16 protein-coding genes are annotated in these 15,934 nt (G+C 47.7%); 9 read left to right on the top strand and 7 right to left on the bottom strand.

Going from position 1 to position 15,934, the window contains the following annotated elements; all coding sequences use genetic code 11:
* Positions 1-4: 4 nt before the first annotated feature.
* The 5 genes from EOO50_RS06015 (at position 5) to EOO50_RS06035 (ending at position 5,644) form a co-directional block, all read left to right on the top strand.
* Positions 5-2,911, top strand: a complete 2,907-nt coding sequence (locus EOO50_RS06015) for a glycoside hydrolase family 3 N-terminal domain-containing protein (protein ID WP_290838730.1) — start codon at positions 5-7, stop codon at positions 2,909-2,911.
* 29 nt (positions 2,912-2,940) lie between these two features.
* Positions 2,941-3,459, top strand: a complete 519-nt coding sequence (locus EOO50_RS06020) for a hypothetical protein (protein ID WP_290838630.1) — start codon at positions 2,941-2,943, stop codon at positions 3,457-3,459.
* A 55-nt stretch (positions 3,460-3,514) separates the two neighbouring features.
* Entirely contained in the window at positions 3,515-4,003 is a 489-nt protein-coding gene (locus EOO50_RS06025) for a hypothetical protein (protein WP_290838631.1), read from the top strand.
* An 85-nt stretch (positions 4,004-4,088) separates the two neighbouring features.
* On the top strand, positions 4,089-5,222 hold the full coding sequence (bshA, locus tag EOO50_RS06030) for an N-acetyl-alpha-D-glucosaminyl L-malate synthase BshA (protein WP_290838632.1): 1,134 nt from the start codon (positions 4,089-4,091) through the stop codon (positions 5,220-5,222).
* Positions 5,219-5,644: a protease complex subunit PrcB family protein gene (locus EOO50_RS06035; RefSeq protein ID WP_290838633.1), complete on the top strand. Its 426-nt coding sequence runs from the start codon at positions 5,219-5,221 to the stop codon at positions 5,642-5,644. Before bshA ends, EOO50_RS06035 begins: the two co-directional genes overlap by 4 nt.
* Before the next feature lie 37 nt (positions 5,645-5,681).
* Here the strand turns inward: EOO50_RS06035 and EOO50_RS06040 are convergent, their stop codons facing one another.
* The 3 genes from EOO50_RS06040 to EOO50_RS06050 form a co-directional block, all read right to left on the bottom strand.
* On the bottom strand, positions 5,682-6,200 hold the full coding sequence (locus EOO50_RS06040) for a hypothetical protein (RefSeq protein WP_290838634.1): 519 nt from the start codon (positions 6,198-6,200) through the stop codon (positions 5,682-5,684).
* 79 nt (positions 6,201-6,279) lie between these two features.
* Complete coding sequence (locus EOO50_RS06045) at positions 6,280-7,128, bottom strand: UDP-2,3-diacylglucosamine diphosphatase (RefSeq protein WP_290838635.1); 849 nt, start codon at positions 7,126-7,128, stop codon at positions 6,280-6,282.
* 63 nt (positions 7,129-7,191) lie between these two features.
* Positions 7,192-7,356, bottom strand: coding sequence for a hypothetical protein (locus EOO50_RS06050; RefSeq protein WP_290838636.1), 165 nt, complete (start codon positions 7,354-7,356; stop codon positions 7,192-7,194).
* A 103-nt stretch (positions 7,357-7,459) separates the two neighbouring features.
* On the opposite strand from EOO50_RS06050, the gene aroC reads away from it, so the two are divergent.
* The 3 genes from aroC to EOO50_RS06065 all read left to right on the top strand — a co-directional run bounded on the left by aroC (position 7,460) and on the right by EOO50_RS06065 (position 10,965).
* Complete coding sequence (gene aroC, locus EOO50_RS06055) at positions 7,460-8,521, top strand: chorismate synthase (protein ID WP_290838637.1); 1,062 nt, start codon at positions 7,460-7,462, stop codon at positions 8,519-8,521.
* A 19-nt stretch (positions 8,522-8,540) separates the two neighbouring features.
* A complete protein-coding gene (locus EOO50_RS06060; protein ID WP_290838638.1) occupies positions 8,541-9,812 on the top strand; it encodes a cation:dicarboxylase symporter family transporter in 1,272 nt (423 codons plus the stop codon).
* A gap of 97 nt (positions 9,813-9,909) precedes the next feature.
* Positions 9,910-10,965: a T9SS type A sorting domain-containing protein gene (locus EOO50_RS06065; RefSeq protein ID WP_290838639.1), complete on the top strand. Its 1,056-nt coding sequence runs from the start codon at positions 9,910-9,912 to the stop codon at positions 10,963-10,965.
* 44 nt (positions 10,966-11,009) lie between these two features.
* Here EOO50_RS06065 and EOO50_RS06070 read toward each other — a convergent pair whose 3' ends face one another.
* Positions 11,010-11,432: a thiol-disulfide oxidoreductase DCC family protein gene (locus tag EOO50_RS06070; RefSeq protein ID WP_290838640.1), complete on the bottom strand. Its 423-nt coding sequence runs from the start codon at positions 11,430-11,432 to the stop codon at positions 11,010-11,012.
* A 307-nt stretch (positions 11,433-11,739) separates the two neighbouring features.
* Positions 11,740-13,908, bottom strand: coding sequence for a DNA mismatch repair protein MutS (locus EOO50_RS06075; protein WP_290838641.1), 2,169 nt, complete (start codon positions 13,906-13,908; stop codon positions 11,740-11,742).
* A 93-nt stretch (positions 13,909-14,001) separates the two neighbouring features.
* Here EOO50_RS06075 and ung point away from each other — a divergent pair, with 93 nt between their 5' ends.
* On the top strand, positions 14,002-14,670 hold the full coding sequence (ung, locus tag EOO50_RS06080; protein ID WP_290838642.1) for a uracil-DNA glycosylase: 669 nt from the start codon (positions 14,002-14,004) through the stop codon (positions 14,668-14,670).
* Here the strand turns inward: ung and EOO50_RS06085 are convergent, their stop codons facing one another.
* On the bottom strand, positions 14,671-15,249 hold the full coding sequence (locus tag EOO50_RS06085; protein WP_290838643.1) for a hypothetical protein: 579 nt from the start codon (positions 15,247-15,249) through the stop codon (positions 14,671-14,673).
* A gap of 10 nt (positions 15,250-15,259) precedes the next feature.
* Entirely contained in the window at positions 15,260-15,847 is a 588-nt protein-coding gene (locus EOO50_RS06090) for a DUF3575 domain-containing protein (protein ID WP_290838644.1), read from the bottom strand.
* Between the last annotated feature and the right edge of the window lie 87 nt (positions 15,848-15,934).

Here is a 15,934-nt window from a genome sequence, read left to right on the forward strand (position 1 = left end):
CATGATGAGACGACTCACCGTTGCCCTGCTTCTTATTTCCCAATTCGCGCTTGCCCAGTTCAGGCACGTAAAGCCCGTGCATCGCCAAAAGGAAGATGTTTGGGTCGACAGTATCTACAATAATTTGACGTTCGACGAACGCGTCGGGCAATTGTTCATGGTCGCGGCATATTCGAACAAGGATACGGCCCACGTGAATTCGATCAGCCGACTCGTCAAAAACAACAAAATCGGCGGATTGCTTTTCCTTCAAGGCGGACCGTATCGCGAGGCAAAACTCACAAACCTTTATCAATCCCAATCGAAAGTTCCTTTGTTCATAGGCATCGACGCCGAATGGGGATTGGCGATGCGACTCGATTCCGTCGCGCGTTTTCCATGGAATATGACGTTGGGCGCGATTCAGGATTTGAGCCTTATCGAAAAAGTCGGGGAAGAATACGGCAAGCAAAGCAAGCGAATGGGCATCCATTTCAACTTCGCGCCCGTTCTCGACATCAATACGAATCCAAAAAATCCGATCATCGGAAACAGATCGTTCGGCGAAGACAAACTCAAAGTCACCGAACGCGCGCTCGCACTTATGAAAGGCATCCAACGCGAAGGCGTCCTGGCGACGGGTAAACACTTTCCGGGCCATGGCGACACGGCCGTCGATTCGCACGATGTGTTGCCGCTCGTGGATTTTTCGAAACTGCGATTGGACGAAGTCGAACTTTATCCCTATAAGAAATTGTTTTCTGAAGGCCTGGCCTCGGTCATGGTCGCGCACCTGAACGTTCCGGCGCTTGAGACGCGACAGGGTTATCCGTCGTCGATCTCGTATAATGTCGTGACGAATCTGCTGCAGAACGAACTCGGTTTCAACGGACTTATTTTTACCGATGCCTTGAACATGAAAGGCGCGAGCAATTTCAAATCGGCGGGAGAAATAGATCTTGAGGCATTCATGGCCGGGAACGACGTGTTGCTTTTCCCTGAGAACGTACCGCTCGCGATCGACAAGATTTGCGTCGCTTATCAGGACAGTTTGATTTCAGAACAACGCCTGGCCCAATCGGTCAAGAAGATTTTGCGCTACAAATACCGCGTCGGGCTTGACATGTATACGCCGATCAACCTCGACAATTTAAGCCGGGATGTAAATACGATCGAAAACGCGGCCTTGCAGTACACGTTGTACGAGAATGCGGTTACGGTGTTGAAAAATGACAACGAAACGCTTCCGATCCAAAATCTTGAAAACGAGAAAATCGCTTACGTGAAACTCGGCGAGGACAGCAATTCGCCGTTCGTGTCGACAATCCAGAAATACACCGAGGTAACTGAAGTAGCCGATGACAGTATCCATCTGCTTCTCGAAAAACTGAAACCCTATTCGACCGTTATCGTCGGATATCATAAGAGCGACGGCGCGTGGAAAAACCACAATTTCAAGCCCGAAGAACTCGCAAAACTCGATTCGATCAGTAAGCACAACAAAGTCATCCTCGATATTTTCGCCAAACCGTACTCGCTTTTGCCGATCACCGATTATTCGAACATCAAGGCGCTCGTGGTTTCCTACCAAAACAGCGATGTCGCGCAGGTCGTTTCGGGCGAATTGCTTTTCGGCGCGGTTGAAGCCAAAGGAAAACTTCCGGTTTCATTGAATTCGAACTTTAAGGTCGGCGACGGATTGTCGACCAAAAAACTAAATCGTCTTGGTTTCACCGCTCCCGAAAATGTCGGCATGAGCTCTCAAATCCTGACCAAGATCGACATGCTCGCGAACAAGGCGATCAGCGGCAAAATGGCGCCTGGAATTCAGGTTCTGGTTGCGCGGAAAGGAAAGGTAATTTACCAGAAGTCGTTCGGATTCCATACATACGAGCAGATTCAGAAAGTGAAGAACACCGATATTTACGACATCGCCTCGCTCACTAAAATCGTGTCGACGTTGCCCAACGTGATGCAACAATTCGACCAGAAGAAGATAACCTTCGATAGCCGTCTGGGCCAAATGTTGCCGGTTTTCAAACGCACCGACAAGAAGAACATAAACGTCAAGGAATTGCTTTCACACTACGCAAGGCTCCAGGCGTGGATTCCGTTCTACAAGGCGACGCTCGACAGCACGTTGCATCCCGCCGACAAATATTACCGCAAGATGTACGACCAGATGTTCTCGAAACAAGTCGCCGAGAATCTGTACATCCGAAACGATTACCACGACACGATCATGAAGGAAATCGCAAAGAGCAAGCTGCTTCCCAAAAAGGAGTACAAATACAGCGATTTCGCGTTCATCATCATGAAGGAATATCTTGAGAAATCGACCGCGAAAACGCTCGACAGCTTGAGCAACATGCATTTTTACAGGCCGATCGGCATGAGCAATACGATGTATAATCCGTTGCGCAAATTCGACATGAGCATGATTCCACCGACCGAGGACGACAAGTATTTCCGCTACCAGATCGTGCAGGGTTACGTACACGACATGGAAGCCGCGATGGAAGGCGGAGTTGCCGGACACGCGGGAATTTTCTCGAATTCGATGGACGTCGCCAAGATCATGCAGATGTATCTCCAGAAAGGAAACTACGGCGGCAAACAATTTTTCTCAGACAAGACATTCGACGATTTCAACACGGCATGGTTCATAAAAGAAGGCAATCGCCGCGGCGTCGGATTCGACAAACCGCAACTTCCGGGTCAGGCCGGGCCGACGTGCAACTGCGTTTCGATGAAGAGTTTCGGCCACACCGGATTTACGGGAACGATGGCTTGGGCCGATCCCGAAACTGAAATCGTATATATTTTCCTTTCGAACAGGACGTTCCCTGATTCGACCGTGAACACGCTTTCAAAGGAGAACATTCGCGAAGACATCCAAAAAGTGATTCAGGAAGCGATCATCAACAACTAATTTTTCTATATTTCGGGAAATTTATCCTGATGAGAAAGGTTTTGATTTTTACGATGTTTTGCGTGACGTTCGCTTGTTCGACTGACGACGGCAACGAAGGCGATAACAATTCCACACTAAAAATCTCAGGACAAAAATACACGTTCGACAGGCTTTTGATGAGTGACGCGAGTGCGTTTCCGTTGTCGGACCCTGAAATGAAAACGCATTATTTTTATCTTACCCAAGAAATTCCATGCGACAGTGCGCCTTGTTCGCGCCCTATCGGAATGTATGTCAAAGTCGTCACACCGATGAACCAGGCATTGCTTGTGGGAACGTATTCGTTCGGAACTCAGGAATCGCCTTACGCCTTTGTGTACGATTATAAAAACAGTGCGCAATCCATTTCAGGCGGTATTCAAATAGCATTCGAAAATGGACAATACGAACTCACATTTCTGGAAAATACGATGTTGTCCCAAAACCATGGACTCACGGGAAAAGTCAAGGGAAATTTCCAAATTATTCCGTTCGATTACAGGACGGCGAACGGCCAATGGAATTAAATCTTGTTGACGCGACCTTCCGGGAAAATTATTGTCTGAAACAAAACACAAAATCATGAAAAAACTATTCTTTTGCATTTTGGCGGTTTCCATGTTGGTAAGCTGCAACAGCGACGACGATAATTCCGCCGTTAACGGTGTGTCGACGCTAACGGTGAATAACATTCCTTTTGAGATTGGCCGATCAGCCGATAACGTCACTACAAAATTCTATAACGAATTCCAATCGCGTGTATTTTTCATTTCTAACGGAAAGATGAACGATTCTTGGTCGGGTAGCGCGATTTCGTTTTCAATTCACTATGCGGCAGGACAAACGAGCGCCACGGGCATTTATACCATCGATGAATTTGACAATTACGGCTATTACCTCATGGGCGATTACGGCGTGCAATTCGTTTCAGGAACGGTCTCGATCACCGAGCTGGGCAATGACATTTACAAAATCGTGTTCACTGATCTCATAACCGACTCACATAGCACAAGCCCATCTCCTGACATTACGGTTCAAGGTTCCTTCGAAGGAAGCTTCAAACAAAATTAAAACTGTACCCGAACCGGCCATTCCGCCGGTTTTTTATGCGCCGTTTGACCCGCTATTCGTACCTTCGCAAAACAATACGACTACAATGAAAATAGCTATAGTTTGTTATCCGACATTTGGCGGAAGTGGTGTCGTCGCTACCGAATTGGGCCTCGAACTCGCACGCCGCGGACACGAAATACACTTCATCACCTACAGCCAGCCCGTGCGTTTGGCGCAATTGAGCCCGAATGTGCATTATCATGAGGTAAATGTTCCCGAATATCCGTTGTTCCATTACCAGCCGTATGAATTGGCGCTGTCGAGCAAACTCGTCGATATGGTGAAACTGTACGGCATCGAACTGCTTCACGTACATTACGCGATTCCGCACGCTTACGCCGCCTACATGGCCAAACAGATGCTCAAGGACGAAGGCATTTACGTGCCGATCGTGACGACATTGCACGGAACCGACATCACGCTCGTGGGCAGCCATCCGTTCTACAAACCCGCGGTCGCGTTCAGCATCAATAAATCGGATATCGTGACCTCGGTTTCCCAAAGTTTGAAAGACGATACGTACCGACATTTCGATATCCGCAAGGAAATCCACGTAATACCGAACTTCATCGAACTCGACAAAAACACATCGGACCCAAGCATTCGTTGCCGCCGTTCGGTCATGGCGGGCGAAAACGAGCGCATAGTGACGCACATCAGTAACTTCAGGAAGATCAAGAGAATTCCCGATGTCATAAAGATTTTCGAGCGCATCCAACGGGACATTCCATCGAGACTGATGATGGTCGGCGACGGGCCCGAACGCGAAAAGGCCGAGAAATTGTGTCAAAAATTAGGCATTTCAGATAAGGTGATTTTCTTCGGGAACAGCAACGAGATCGACCAGATTTTGAGTTACACCGACTTGTTTTTGCTGCCGTCGGAAACCGAAAGTTTCGGGCTTGCCGCACTTGAAGCGATGGTTTGGGGAATTCCTGTAATCTCCACGAATTCAGGTGGTTTACCTGAAGTCAACTTCAACGGAATTTCAGGGTATCTCAGTGATGTCGGGAATGTCGAGGAAATGGGAACGAACGCTATTCGGATCTTAAAAGACGATTCGGTGCTGCAACAATTCCGCAACAATGCACTCGGTGTGGCCAAACAATTCGACATCAGGAAAATATTACCGCTGTACGAAGCGTTATACGAAGAAGCCTTACAAATAAAAGTATGAGAAAAATCGCAACCGCATTTTTGATCCTGTTCCTCGCAGCCTGTTCGTCAACCAAAAAAACGGCCGGGACGTTACCTTTATACGAAGTATTGACGAGTAAATCAGATGGGGGCGGAAACATCCGTTTCTATGAAGTCGTATCAACTTCCGACGAATTCAGGATGCTTTTGGGCGACGAGAACCTCAAGCGAAAAATCAAGCCAGACGATATCAATTCGGCAAACTTCATCATCCTGAACATGGGCGAGAAGCGATCCGGCGGCTATTCCATAGATGTCGAGAAGGTCGAGGAAACGGCTGACAAGATCGTGGTCACCGTTAAGGAAACCAAACCCGACGAAGATTCGATGACCACGCAGGCGATTACGTATCCGTATGCGATCGTGAAGATCAATTCGAAAAAAACGATCGAAATAAAATAAAAAGAAAAAGCCCGACGATAATTTGCCGGGCTTTTTTTTAGAATGTATATCGGACAGCTAAACCAACGTCCGGAACCAAGTTGTGATGATCGTCATCGAAATCGTCGCGGTCGTCGCCAAAGTGGACTTCAGGCCTGATGTCGAACGAAAGCTGCAATGGAATCTTCGCGAATTTGTATTCGATTCCCGCAACCCCGGTGATCAGACCGAACGTTCCGTCGTCATCCCAATCGTTGTCAGGATCGTTGTATCGGTCGAATTCCCAACGTCCGGCTCCGATTCCCGGTCCGGCATAGAATGCGAAACCTTGCTCAATCGGGAAAACCCAATGGAAAGCGGCTACGAATTTGGCGGTGTCGTACCAATCCTGTTCGCGGATTCCGAGGTCGAATTCCAACCTATTGTTTGTAAATACGCGTCTCTGGTAGGAAACGTCGGCTCCGATTCCGTCTCCGGCGCTCAATCGGACTCCGATCGCATTGTCGGGAATCGACTGTGAATGAGCTGAAAATGCAGCAGCAATAAGGAATGCGCCGCAAAAGATCAATTTCTTCATGTTGTGTTATTTTGGGTTATTTGATATAAATGTACCCCAACATAACCGCGGTGAAAAGCCGCTTACCAAATTTTTAACATTAGTTTTGACGATGGGCGAGTCGCTTCCGTGAAAACAACATTCCCGTCAAATCGGCTTGGCTGAGCATATTTTCCATTTCGAAAAGTTCCTCGTCGACTTCGGGTTTGTTGTCGGCGTAACGGTACAGTTTCCAGCGTTTCTTATTGTATTCCAGGGCCGTAAGGTTTTCTATCCAGTCGCCCGAATTCAGGTAGGTCGTTTTGCCGTGACGGTTTTCCACGTCGGTAATCTTGGGTTCGTGTATGTGTCCGCAGACGACATAATCGTAACCTTTTTCGATTGCGAGTTCTGTGGCTGTCTTTTCGAAATCCGAGATGAATTTTACGGCTTTTTTCACGCTTCCCTTGATTTTCTTGGAAAACGAGTACGGTTCTTTCCCGATTTTATGCAAACACCAATTCACGAACCGGTTTACCAAGATCAAGTAATCATAACCGATTCCGCCCAATTTAGCGATCCATTTAGAGTGTTGCACCGACGCATCGAACACATCTCCGTGAAAGATCCACGCCTTGGAACCGTCGAGATCGAGCACCAATTTATCGAGGATGCTGAAATTTCCCATCTTCGTATCGCTGAACTTGCGCAACATCTCGTCGTGGTTGCCTGTGATGTAAAAAACCTTCGTGCCTTTTGAGGCGAAGTCGATGATCTTACTTATCACTTTTAGGTGCGATTTCGGGAAATAGGACTTTCGGAACTGCCAGATATCGATGATGTCGCCGTTGAGCACGAGCGTCTTCGGTTTTATCGAATTCAGATAGTGGAGCAGTTCTTTGGCGTGGCATCCGTAGGTTCCGAGATGCACGTCCGATAATACCAGGAGTTCGACTTTGCGCTTTTTCATGGACTGAAGTTTCGCAAATAAACTTCGCCAATGTTAATTGAAACTTTTCCGACAGTTAAGAAATCAATGCATCAGCAAATAATAAAATACCGCCCAGACGCACAGAAAGAAAACGCCCGGCATGACGAAACCCGCGACGTTCTGCCTAAGCTGTTTTTTCACGAATCCCAAATACGCGAGATAACCCACGAAAAGTATCGACAACAAAAGAGGAATGAATGTGCTCATTACGCGGCATTTGATCCAAATATAAACGTTTTTCTGTTGTCTCCGACAATTGAGTTTGCGCGAGTATTGGCTGGTTTCTCGCTAATAATGCTATTTTTGTAAAATGGCAGGAAACTCATACGGAAACCTATTCAAACTAACCACATTCGGAGAATCGCACGGAACCGCTTTGGGCGGCGTGATCGACGGTTGTCCTGCGGGAATCGAACTCGACCTGAACGCGATCCAATTTGAAATGGGCCGACGCAAACCCGGACAATCGGCAATCGTGACCCAGCGCAAGGAAGCTGATGAAGTGCAATTCCTGTCGGGGATTTTCGAAGGCAAGACTACGGGAACTCCGATTGGTTTCATCATTCCGAACACCGACCAAAAATCCCACGATTATTCGCATATCAAGGACAGTTATCGTCCGAGCCACGCCGATTACGTCTACGAAAAGAAATACGGAATCCGCGATTATCGTGGCGGCGGACGTTCATCGGCAAGGGAAACCGCGTGCCGAGTCGTTGCCGGGGCGATCGCGAAACAAATTTTGAAAGACATTAAGATCAACGCGTTCACGTCGTCGGTCGGAGATATTTTCATCGACAAACCGTATCAGGCGCTCGATTTTTCCAAGATCGAATCGAATGATGTCCGCTGTCCCGACCAAGCGACCGCTGAAAAAATGGAAGCGAGAATCCGCGAAATCCGCAAGGAAGGCGATTCGATCGGAGGAACCGTGACCTGCGTGCTCCAAAATGTTCCGCTCGGACTGGGCGAACCTGTTTTCGATAAATTGCACGCCGAACTAGGCAAAGCCATGCTCTCGATAAACGCGGTAAAAGGTTTCGAATACGGCAGCGGTTTCTGCGGCGCACGCATGAAAGGCAGCGAACACAACGATTTATATAACGAGGACGGCACGACGAAGACAAATCTGTCGGGCGGAATCCAGGGCGGCATTTCAAACGGAATGGATATTTATTTCCGGGTCGCGTTCAAGCCGGTCGCGACGTTGCTCCAAAAACAGGACGCACTCGACAACCAGGGCAATATCGTCGCGATGCAAGGCAAAGGCCGTCATGATCCTTGTGTCGTTCCGCGCGCCGTTCCTATCGTCGAAGCCATGGCGGCCATCGTGCTCGCCGATTTTTACCTGATCAACAAAACCTACAAATAGGCTTTTCGCCAACTTACGCATGACTGACCAAACCAAAAAAACACCATTTTTCAAAAGCCTTACGGGACAAATTTTAATCGCGATGGTCCTTGGTATCGCGCTTGGCGTATACGTCCACGAGAATTACCCGAAAGAAAGCGCCAAGGAATTCAGCGGTTACATCAAATTGCTCGCGACCGTTTTCATCCGATTGGTGCAGATGATCATCGCGCCTTTGGTATTCACGACATTGGTTGTCGGGATCGCGAAACTCGGCGATTTAAAAACCGTCGGGCGAATAGGAGGAAAGGCGTTGGGCTGGTTTTTCACCGCTTCGTTCATTTCGTTGCTCATCGGGATGTTTTACGTGAACATTCTTGAACCCGGCGTCGGGCTTAAAGTAGACGACCTCGATCTGGCCGGAGCGAAAGAAGTTACGGCGAAGACCGAAGATTTTTCGGCCGAGAATTTCGTGACGCACATCGTCCCTAAAAGTGTGTTCGAAGCGATGGCGACGAATGAAATCTTACAGATTGTGGTGTTTTCAATCTTTTTCGGACTGGCCGCGGCGTCAATCGGAAGCCATTCGAAACCCGTCGTGAACGCCTTGGATAAAGCGTCGCACATCGTTTTGAAAATGGTGAATTACGTGATGAATTTTGCACCGATAGGCGTTTTTGGCGCGATTGCAGGCGTCTTTGCGATCCGCGACGTTGACGAACTGGCGATTACGTATTTGCGGTTTTTCGGCTCGTTTTTGGTCGGAATCGGTTCACTTTGGGTGATTTTGCTCTTGGTCGGCTATTTGTTTCTGGGAAAGGCGATGTCAATTTTGCTCAAGCGAATCGTCGGGCCGCTTATCATCGCGTTCAGTACGACAAGCAGCGAAGCCGTTTTCCCTAAATTGACTGAAGAACTCGAACGTTTCGGAATCCGCGACAAGGTCGTGTCGTTCATGTTGCCGCTGGGTTATTCATTCAATCTCGACGGAAGCATGATGTACATGACGTTCGCGAGTATCTTCATCGCACAATTCTACAATATCGAATTAAGTCTCCCGACCCAATTCACGATGTTGCTCGTCCTGATGCTTACGAGTAAAGGAATCGCCGGCGTGCCACGCGCTAGCTTGGTCGTTGTCGCGGCGACCTGCGGCATGTTCAAGATTCCCGTCGAAGGCATCGCGTTGATTCTGCCGATCGATCACTTTTGCGATATGTTCCGAAGCGCGACGAACGTGCTCGGAAACGCGCTGGCTACGTCGGTCGTCGGAAAATGGGAGAAAGATACGGATCTGCAAATCGAAAATTGATTTTCTAAATTTTATGAATAACTCTGAGTAATACTTTGTTTTTTAAAGTTTTAATTGCATATTTTTACTGCAATACAGAACTTAACACAAAGTATTTATGAAAAGAAAACTACTCATTTTCTCTGCAATCCTTGTTTCTTCGATTGCCGGAGCACAAACATTGCTAACTGAAGACGGAACATCGCTTACCGTCGGCAATGTCGGAACCGATCTAACGGGTACGACACCAGGACAAGGCGGCTGGCTGACGACCGTTCCTGTCCCAACGGGAGCTGTCACTGACTTTCAAGTCGTAAACGTCGGATCTACGTACGGAAATACGATCCAACTCACAGGTTCGAACGCGGCTGCCGCAAATACGCGCCGTATGTTCAAGGACGTAAGCGGAATTTGGGCGACGCGCGATACCGGCAATGAGGTCGCGCAGGTACAATTCAGTTATTTTACCGGGCCGGCAACGACGAGTACGAACTCGATGCGGGTCGCGTTATACGACGCGGGCGTTACGAAATTTTTGGCGGGAATCATGATCGCGATGCCGACACGTGAATTGCGTGGGCTCGGCTATTACAATAACGGAACGACGACAGGCAATTTCTCGTTTACGCTTGGCGGAACCGAAACTGCTCCCGCGGCTGTCATCCTGGCCGAAAACACTTGGTATACATTTGGATTCAGCTACAATCGCACGACGGGTGAACTCAAGTTCAAGTCACTTGAGGCCTTGCCGATTACACTCGGAACCCGCGCAGGTGCTGCGGCGAACGATGCCATCGGATCACTCAACTTCGTGGCAACCGCGGTCTCGTTCAGCACGCAAACGACAAACACAGTGGCCGCAACAAATCAATTCGACAACTTGAATTTCAGGGCTTTGGCCACCGACGGACCTTTGCTCAATGTCAGAAACCCGATTACCGCTGCCGACTTTGATGTCTATCCGAATCCGACGAACGATTTCGTAAACGTTTCGACAGTCGGCGCAATCCGTTCGGTGACAATTGCCGATTTGAACGGAAGAACGGTAAAACAACAGGAATTCGACTCGGTTTCAGAGGCGCAGGTCAGTTTTTCCGATCTGTCGTCAGGACTTTACCTGATGACGGTAAACGGCGACAACGCTTCGGTCACCAAGAAAATAATGAAGCAATAAAAAAGCGTCAAAAAATAAAGCCGGGCAATATCGTCCGGCTTTTTTTATTCTAAAAATTTTGCCTTTAATTCAGGTGTCGGGATCATGCAGCTCTCTTTCCTGCCGTACCATTTGTAGCGGTTTTTGGCAACGTAATCGTAAATCGGGTTTCGCAGGAAATTCGGGATGATCTTGAAAATCGTACTCAGGCTAAAAAATCCGCCCAAGCCTTTCGCAATCTCGATCGCCGCCGTCGACTTGTAATAATACGCGACGCCGGGTTCATATAAGATAATGCTGTCGATTTGCTTCGGATCAATGCCGATGTGTTTCAAAATACTTTCGCCGAGTTCCGACTGTAACGGCACGAACCTGAAAACATCGTTCTTGTCGCGCTTGATCACGAACTGCACGAACGAATTGCAAAGATTGCAGACGCCGTCGAAGAGGATGATTTTTTTGTTTTTTGGGAGTTCGGAGGCGGTCATTTATTCGAAAGTCAGAGGTCAAAAGTGGAAAAATTCCCGAATGGGTAAAATTAGCGATTGTGTTCTTAAGAACGTGATACGTTGGCGAAATTTTAGTCAAAGTCGATAGTCGAGCGTACGGCGTAATGAATCAGTCAGCGTTGTGAACGGTCTATAGTTTAATTTGAGACCTTTTGAAAAGGTCGTTTTTTATTGTTGGCTTTGGATGCAATATGTATTAAAAATCGTTATAAGTTATTGATATTCATAATTTTAAACATGACCCTGTCAGGGTTGTTTTAAACCGCTTTCTTTATCCAACCTTCGACTACTTTCTCTTCGCCTCGACAAGTTCAAGTTCATCAATACTAACCTTCGACGTGAACAAACCATAATTCACGGTCGCCTTGTTTTTCTCGATGTTGTCGATGCTGCCGACCGCTTTCCCGTCAAGCATTCGCACGCGATCGCCGACTTTCAGGATGGCTTTCGGTTTTGGAGCCGCGGCTTCCTTTTTCTTCTTTTCCTTCTTTTCCTGTCGGATTTCCTCGACGACGACTTTTACTTCCTGGATAATTTCCTTTTTCTTTTGTTCCTCGACTTTTTTCTCCTTCGGCGCGACTTTCTTGCGTTTGGAATTTTCGATCTCAACCATTTTTAGGAATTCGCCGATCAACAATTTCTTGTCCTTGTTGCTGAAATACTTGTCGGCCATATCTTCGACTTTTTGCCCGAGATAAATCGTCTTTTGGTTGCTGTCGTATAATTCCTGGTAGCTTTCGAGCTTTGATCGCACGCGTGAATTGATATCTTCGAGCTTGCGACTTTCCTCACGAGCCTTGGTTTCTTCTTCCTTGAGGTTCGCCGATGTTTTTTCGAGTTTCGAGCGTTCCTTTTGCAAGGTCGCGATCGTCTTGTCGAAACGCACTTTACCGCCTTCGATCTTCTTCTTGGCGCGATTGATCAATCCGTACGGGATTCCGTTTTTCTGTGCGACCTCGAACGTGAACGAACTTCCGGCTTGACCCAATACGAGCTTGTACATCGGTTCGAGCGATTTCTCGTCGAAGAGCATGTTCGCGTTCGTCGCATACGGCAATTCGTTCGCGAGCATTTTTAAATTGGAGTAGTGTGTCGTAATGATTCCGAAGGCTTCGCGATGATAGAATTCCTCGAGGAAAACCTCGGCAAGCGCGCCGCCCAGTTCTGGATCCGAACCCGTCCCGAATTCGTCGATCAGGAACAACGTCTTGTCGTTACACTTCTTGAGGAAGTAGTTCATGTTCTTTAATCGGTAACTGTACGTACTCAAATGATTTTCAATCGATTGATTATCTCCTATGTCGGTAAGAATCCTGTCAAACAAAAACGTTTCACTGCGTTCGTGCACGGGAATTAACATCCCGCTTTGCAACATCAATTGCAGCAATCCGACGGTTTTTAACGAGATGGTTTTTCCACCCGCATTCGGTCCAGAAATCACGATAATGCGACTTTCCTGGTCGAGTTCGAAAGTCTGCGGAAATGTTTTTTCCTGCTTGCGTTTGTTCGTCAGATACAGGATCGGGTGGAACGCTTCGCGGAAATACAAACGGCGCTCCTTCGTAATATTCGGCAACAAACCGTTGATACGCTGGGCATACTTCGCCTTCGCGCTCACGACATCGACGTCGCTCAGGAAATCCTGATATTGGATCAAAACGTCATTGAACGGCCTGACATCGTTCGAAAGTTTTCGCAAAATCTTGTTGATTTCTTCCTTTTCCTCATATTCTAGATTGGCGAGTTCACGCGAGAATTTCAAAGTCGCCTCAGGCTCGATATATGTGATGCTTCCGGTCTTTGAACTTCCGAGGATCGATCCTTTGACCTTGCGTCGGTACATCGCCAAAACCGCAAGCACGCGTCGATTCTCGACTATGCTTTCCTTGATGTCATCGAGATATCCGAGCCCGTTGTATTGGCTCAACGACTGGCCGAAACTTTGGTTGACCTTCACGCGAACCAAGTTCATCTGCTGTCGAATTTCCCTGAGTTCGGGCGATGCGGTATCTTTTATTTCTCCATATTTGTCGACTATGGCATCGATTTTCGTGACGATTTCCTTGGTGAACGTAACTTCGGAGGCGCGCAGGTTGAGCTTCGGATAGTAATCGTCGAATTTCCTAAGGAATTGGATGAGCACGTTCGCGGTTTCAGACAGCACTGAAATCTTCCGGAAACTCGCCGCATCCAGAAAACTGTCCTCGATCGCAAGGAATTTTATCTCGTGGGCGACCGACTCAAAGCCGTGGTTTGGCAAGGCGTTGTTGTTCTGGAACGAGGAAACGTATTCGGACGTCTGCAACAACGCGGCCATCAACTGTTCTTCGTTTCTTAGCGGCTTTATCGCGTTGGCTTTTTCTTTTCCGAGGTCGGTGATGCACGATTCGGCGATGGTTTCCAAAATCGTCGGAAACTGTAAATCCTGCAGGGTTTTATCGGTAATACTGATCATTTAGTTGTAAAGGGCTTTGTGCAAATTTAGTCAAAAATTAGCGGTTGTATAGGTCGGCAAAATCATGGCCGATTGTATATTTGAAATAAAAAAATGAAGATCGAGGAAAGCTGGAAAAAAGAATTGCAATCGGAATTTGAAAAACCTTATTTCAAGGAACTCCGGGAATTCATTTCGCGCGAATTCGATGCTGAAAATGGAAAAACATGCTATCCGCCCGAGTCTCAAATATTTTCGGCATTTGACCATTGTCCTTTCGATGAAGTGAAAGTCGTCATCATCGGCCAGGATCCTTATCACGGTCCCGGACAGGCGAACGGATTGTGTTTTTCAGTCGCCGACGGCATTCCTATTCGGCCTTCGCTGCGCAATATCTTCGTCGAAATAAAAAACGATTTGGGTAAACCGATCCCAGCAACCGGAAATCTCGAACGCTGGGCGAACCAAGGCGTACTGCTTTTAAACGCGACGCTAACCGTCCGGCAAGGCGAGGCGGGAAGCCATCAAAAACAAGGTTGGGAAACGTTTACCGATGCCGTCATACAGCATATTTCAGACGACAGGCAAAACGTCGTGTTCCTGCTTTGGGGCGCCTTCGCACAACAAAAAGGAAAGAATATCGACAAATCGAAACATTGCGTTCTCACGTCAGGACATCCGTCGCCAATGAGCGCTAATCAAGGAAAATGGTTCGGAAACAAACACTTCAGCAAGGCCAACGAGTACTTGAAATCGAAAGGATTACCTGAAATCGACTGGTAATCAGTTCACCGTAAACGTGTAGTAACCGCCATTCAACTGGGTCGTGTCTGAGATAAGGTTCAGGAACAACTTGTTTGCGGGCGATTTCGACCTCAATTCAATTTCATTCGTGGACGAGCTGTTCACGCCGAAACTGATTCGGTAATTCCCGGCCGTCGCCAATTGAAATCCGATGTTGTATTCGTAACTCTCGTCGGTAGCGTCGTAAACCGCGGTCGCCAAGATGAAACCTCCCGTTTGGGCCGTTCCGTCTATGATGTTGAGCGTATTCGTCGTTGATTCGACCGCCGTCCAGACGCCACCATTTTCCTTCTCGATAATGTACGAGAAGACGAATCCGGGTGCGCCGCTCGTCGTCGTGAAAATATCGAGGTCGGTGGTTTGGCCGGGTTCTTCGAGATAGCGCGAAAAGTCCGCCTGAACGTATATGTACTCGCCAACCGAATAACTTGGTTGCGTACTTATTGAAACGAGGTTGGCTACATCGACATACTTCTCGTTGTAGAAACCATCTTCATCGTCACAGCCTGTCAACAATAGAGCCGACAGGGCAAAAGCAAAATATTTTATTTTTTTCATGGCCGTTTTTTTAGAAGCGATAACCCAGGTTGATGCCGACTCTCGTGATCACATCAGGACTTTTATCGGTGTTGAACAAGTTATATCCCGCGCCGACGAGGAATTCAAGCGCGACGCGTTCCTTGAAATACATTTTATAGCCGACGCTTCCGCCCAGCGCAACATCGAAATAGTCGTCTTCGGCGATCGAATAATAACCTGACGTTCCATTGTCCTCGCGCAATATTTCACGGAATTTCCCGCTGTTAGCCGACGCGAACGCCTCGATAAAATAAAAATTCGCGGGACTTTTCGATAAACGGTAACGCACATACGGTATGATTTCAACGTCTGAAAGCGTGCTGCTGTAACCTTCGTCAAAATCTTCTTCGAGTTTTTTGCCGAACGCGAACGATCCGCTAAGCCCGACGGACCAATCTTCGCCCAAAAAGCGTTCGTAGGAAACGACGCCTTTACCGAAAGCGAAAGGCGAGAGCAGATCGACGCGGACTTCGTTTTTCTTGGCAAGCATCGGATTTTCAGGCTTCGTCTCGGGTTCTTTGTCCTGGGCGAACCCGAATGCCGTGGAAAGCAGGCAGGTTATGAGGAGTTTTTTCATTGGTAATTTTTGGCTAAGATAGGGTTTAAGTTGATGCGTTGATTTGATGGCATTGGAACAAAAATAACGCCCATACTAAATTAAAAA

Source organism: Flavobacterium sp., from assembly GCF_004211145.1.
GTDB lineage: Bacteria > Bacteroidota > Bacteroidia > Flavobacteriales > Flavobacteriaceae > Flavobacterium.

What these genes read in the sequence shown, in the direction of transcription:
- EOO50_RS06020 (WP_290838630.1), top strand. Translation starts at nt 2,941, where the DNA reads ATGAGAAAGGTTTTGATTTTTACGATGTTTTGCGTGACGTTCGCTTGT.
- EOO50_RS06085 (WP_290838643.1), bottom strand. Translation starts at nt 15,249, where the DNA reads ATGAAAAAAATAAAATATTTTGCTTTTGCCCTGTCGGCTCTATTGTTG.
- EOO50_RS06040 (WP_290838634.1), bottom strand. Translation starts at nt 6,200, where the DNA reads ATGAAGAAATTGATCTTTTGCGGCGCATTCCTTATTGCTGCTGCATTT.
- EOO50_RS06075 (WP_290838641.1), bottom strand. Translation starts at nt 13,908, where the DNA reads ATGATCAGTATTACCGATAAAACCCTGCAGGATTTACAGTTTCCGACG.
- EOO50_RS06050 (WP_290838636.1), bottom strand. Translation starts at nt 7,356, where the DNA reads ATGAGCACATTCATTCCTCTTTTGTTGTCGATACTTTTCGTGGGTTAT.
- EOO50_RS06065 (WP_290838639.1), top strand. Translation starts at nt 9,910, where the DNA reads ATGAAAAGAAAACTACTCATTTTCTCTGCAATCCTTGTTTCTTCGATT.
- aroC (WP_290838637.1), top strand. Translation starts at nt 7,460, where the DNA reads ATGGCAGGAAACTCATACGGAAACCTATTCAAACTAACCACATTCGGA.
- EOO50_RS06070 (WP_290838640.1), bottom strand. Translation starts at nt 11,432, where the DNA reads ATGACCGCCTCCGAACTCCCAAAAAACAAAAAAATCATCCTCTTCGAC.
- ung (WP_290838642.1), top strand. Translation starts at nt 14,002, where the DNA reads ATGAAGATCGAGGAAAGCTGGAAAAAAGAATTGCAATCGGAATTTGAA.
- bshA (WP_290838632.1), top strand. Translation starts at nt 4,089, where the DNA reads ATGAAAATAGCTATAGTTTGTTATCCGACATTTGGCGGAAGTGGTGTC.
- EOO50_RS06090 (WP_290838644.1), bottom strand. Translation starts at nt 15,847, where the DNA reads ATGAAAAAACTCCTCATAACCTGCCTGCTTTCCACGGCATTCGGGTTC.
- EOO50_RS06060 (WP_290838638.1), top strand. Translation starts at nt 8,541, where the DNA reads ATGACTGACCAAACCAAAAAAACACCATTTTTCAAAAGCCTTACGGGA.
- EOO50_RS06035 (WP_290838633.1), top strand. Translation starts at nt 5,219, where the DNA reads ATGAGAAAAATCGCAACCGCATTTTTGATCCTGTTCCTCGCAGCCTGT.
- EOO50_RS06045 (WP_290838635.1), bottom strand. Translation starts at nt 7,128, where the DNA reads ATGAAAAAGCGCAAAGTCGAACTCCTGGTATTATCGGACGTGCATCTC.
- EOO50_RS06015 (WP_290838730.1), top strand. Translation starts at nt 5, where the DNA reads ATGAGACGACTCACCGTTGCCCTGCTTCTTATTTCCCAATTCGCGCTT.
- EOO50_RS06025 (WP_290838631.1), top strand. Translation starts at nt 3,515, where the DNA reads ATGAAAAAACTATTCTTTTGCATTTTGGCGGTTTCCATGTTGGTAAGC.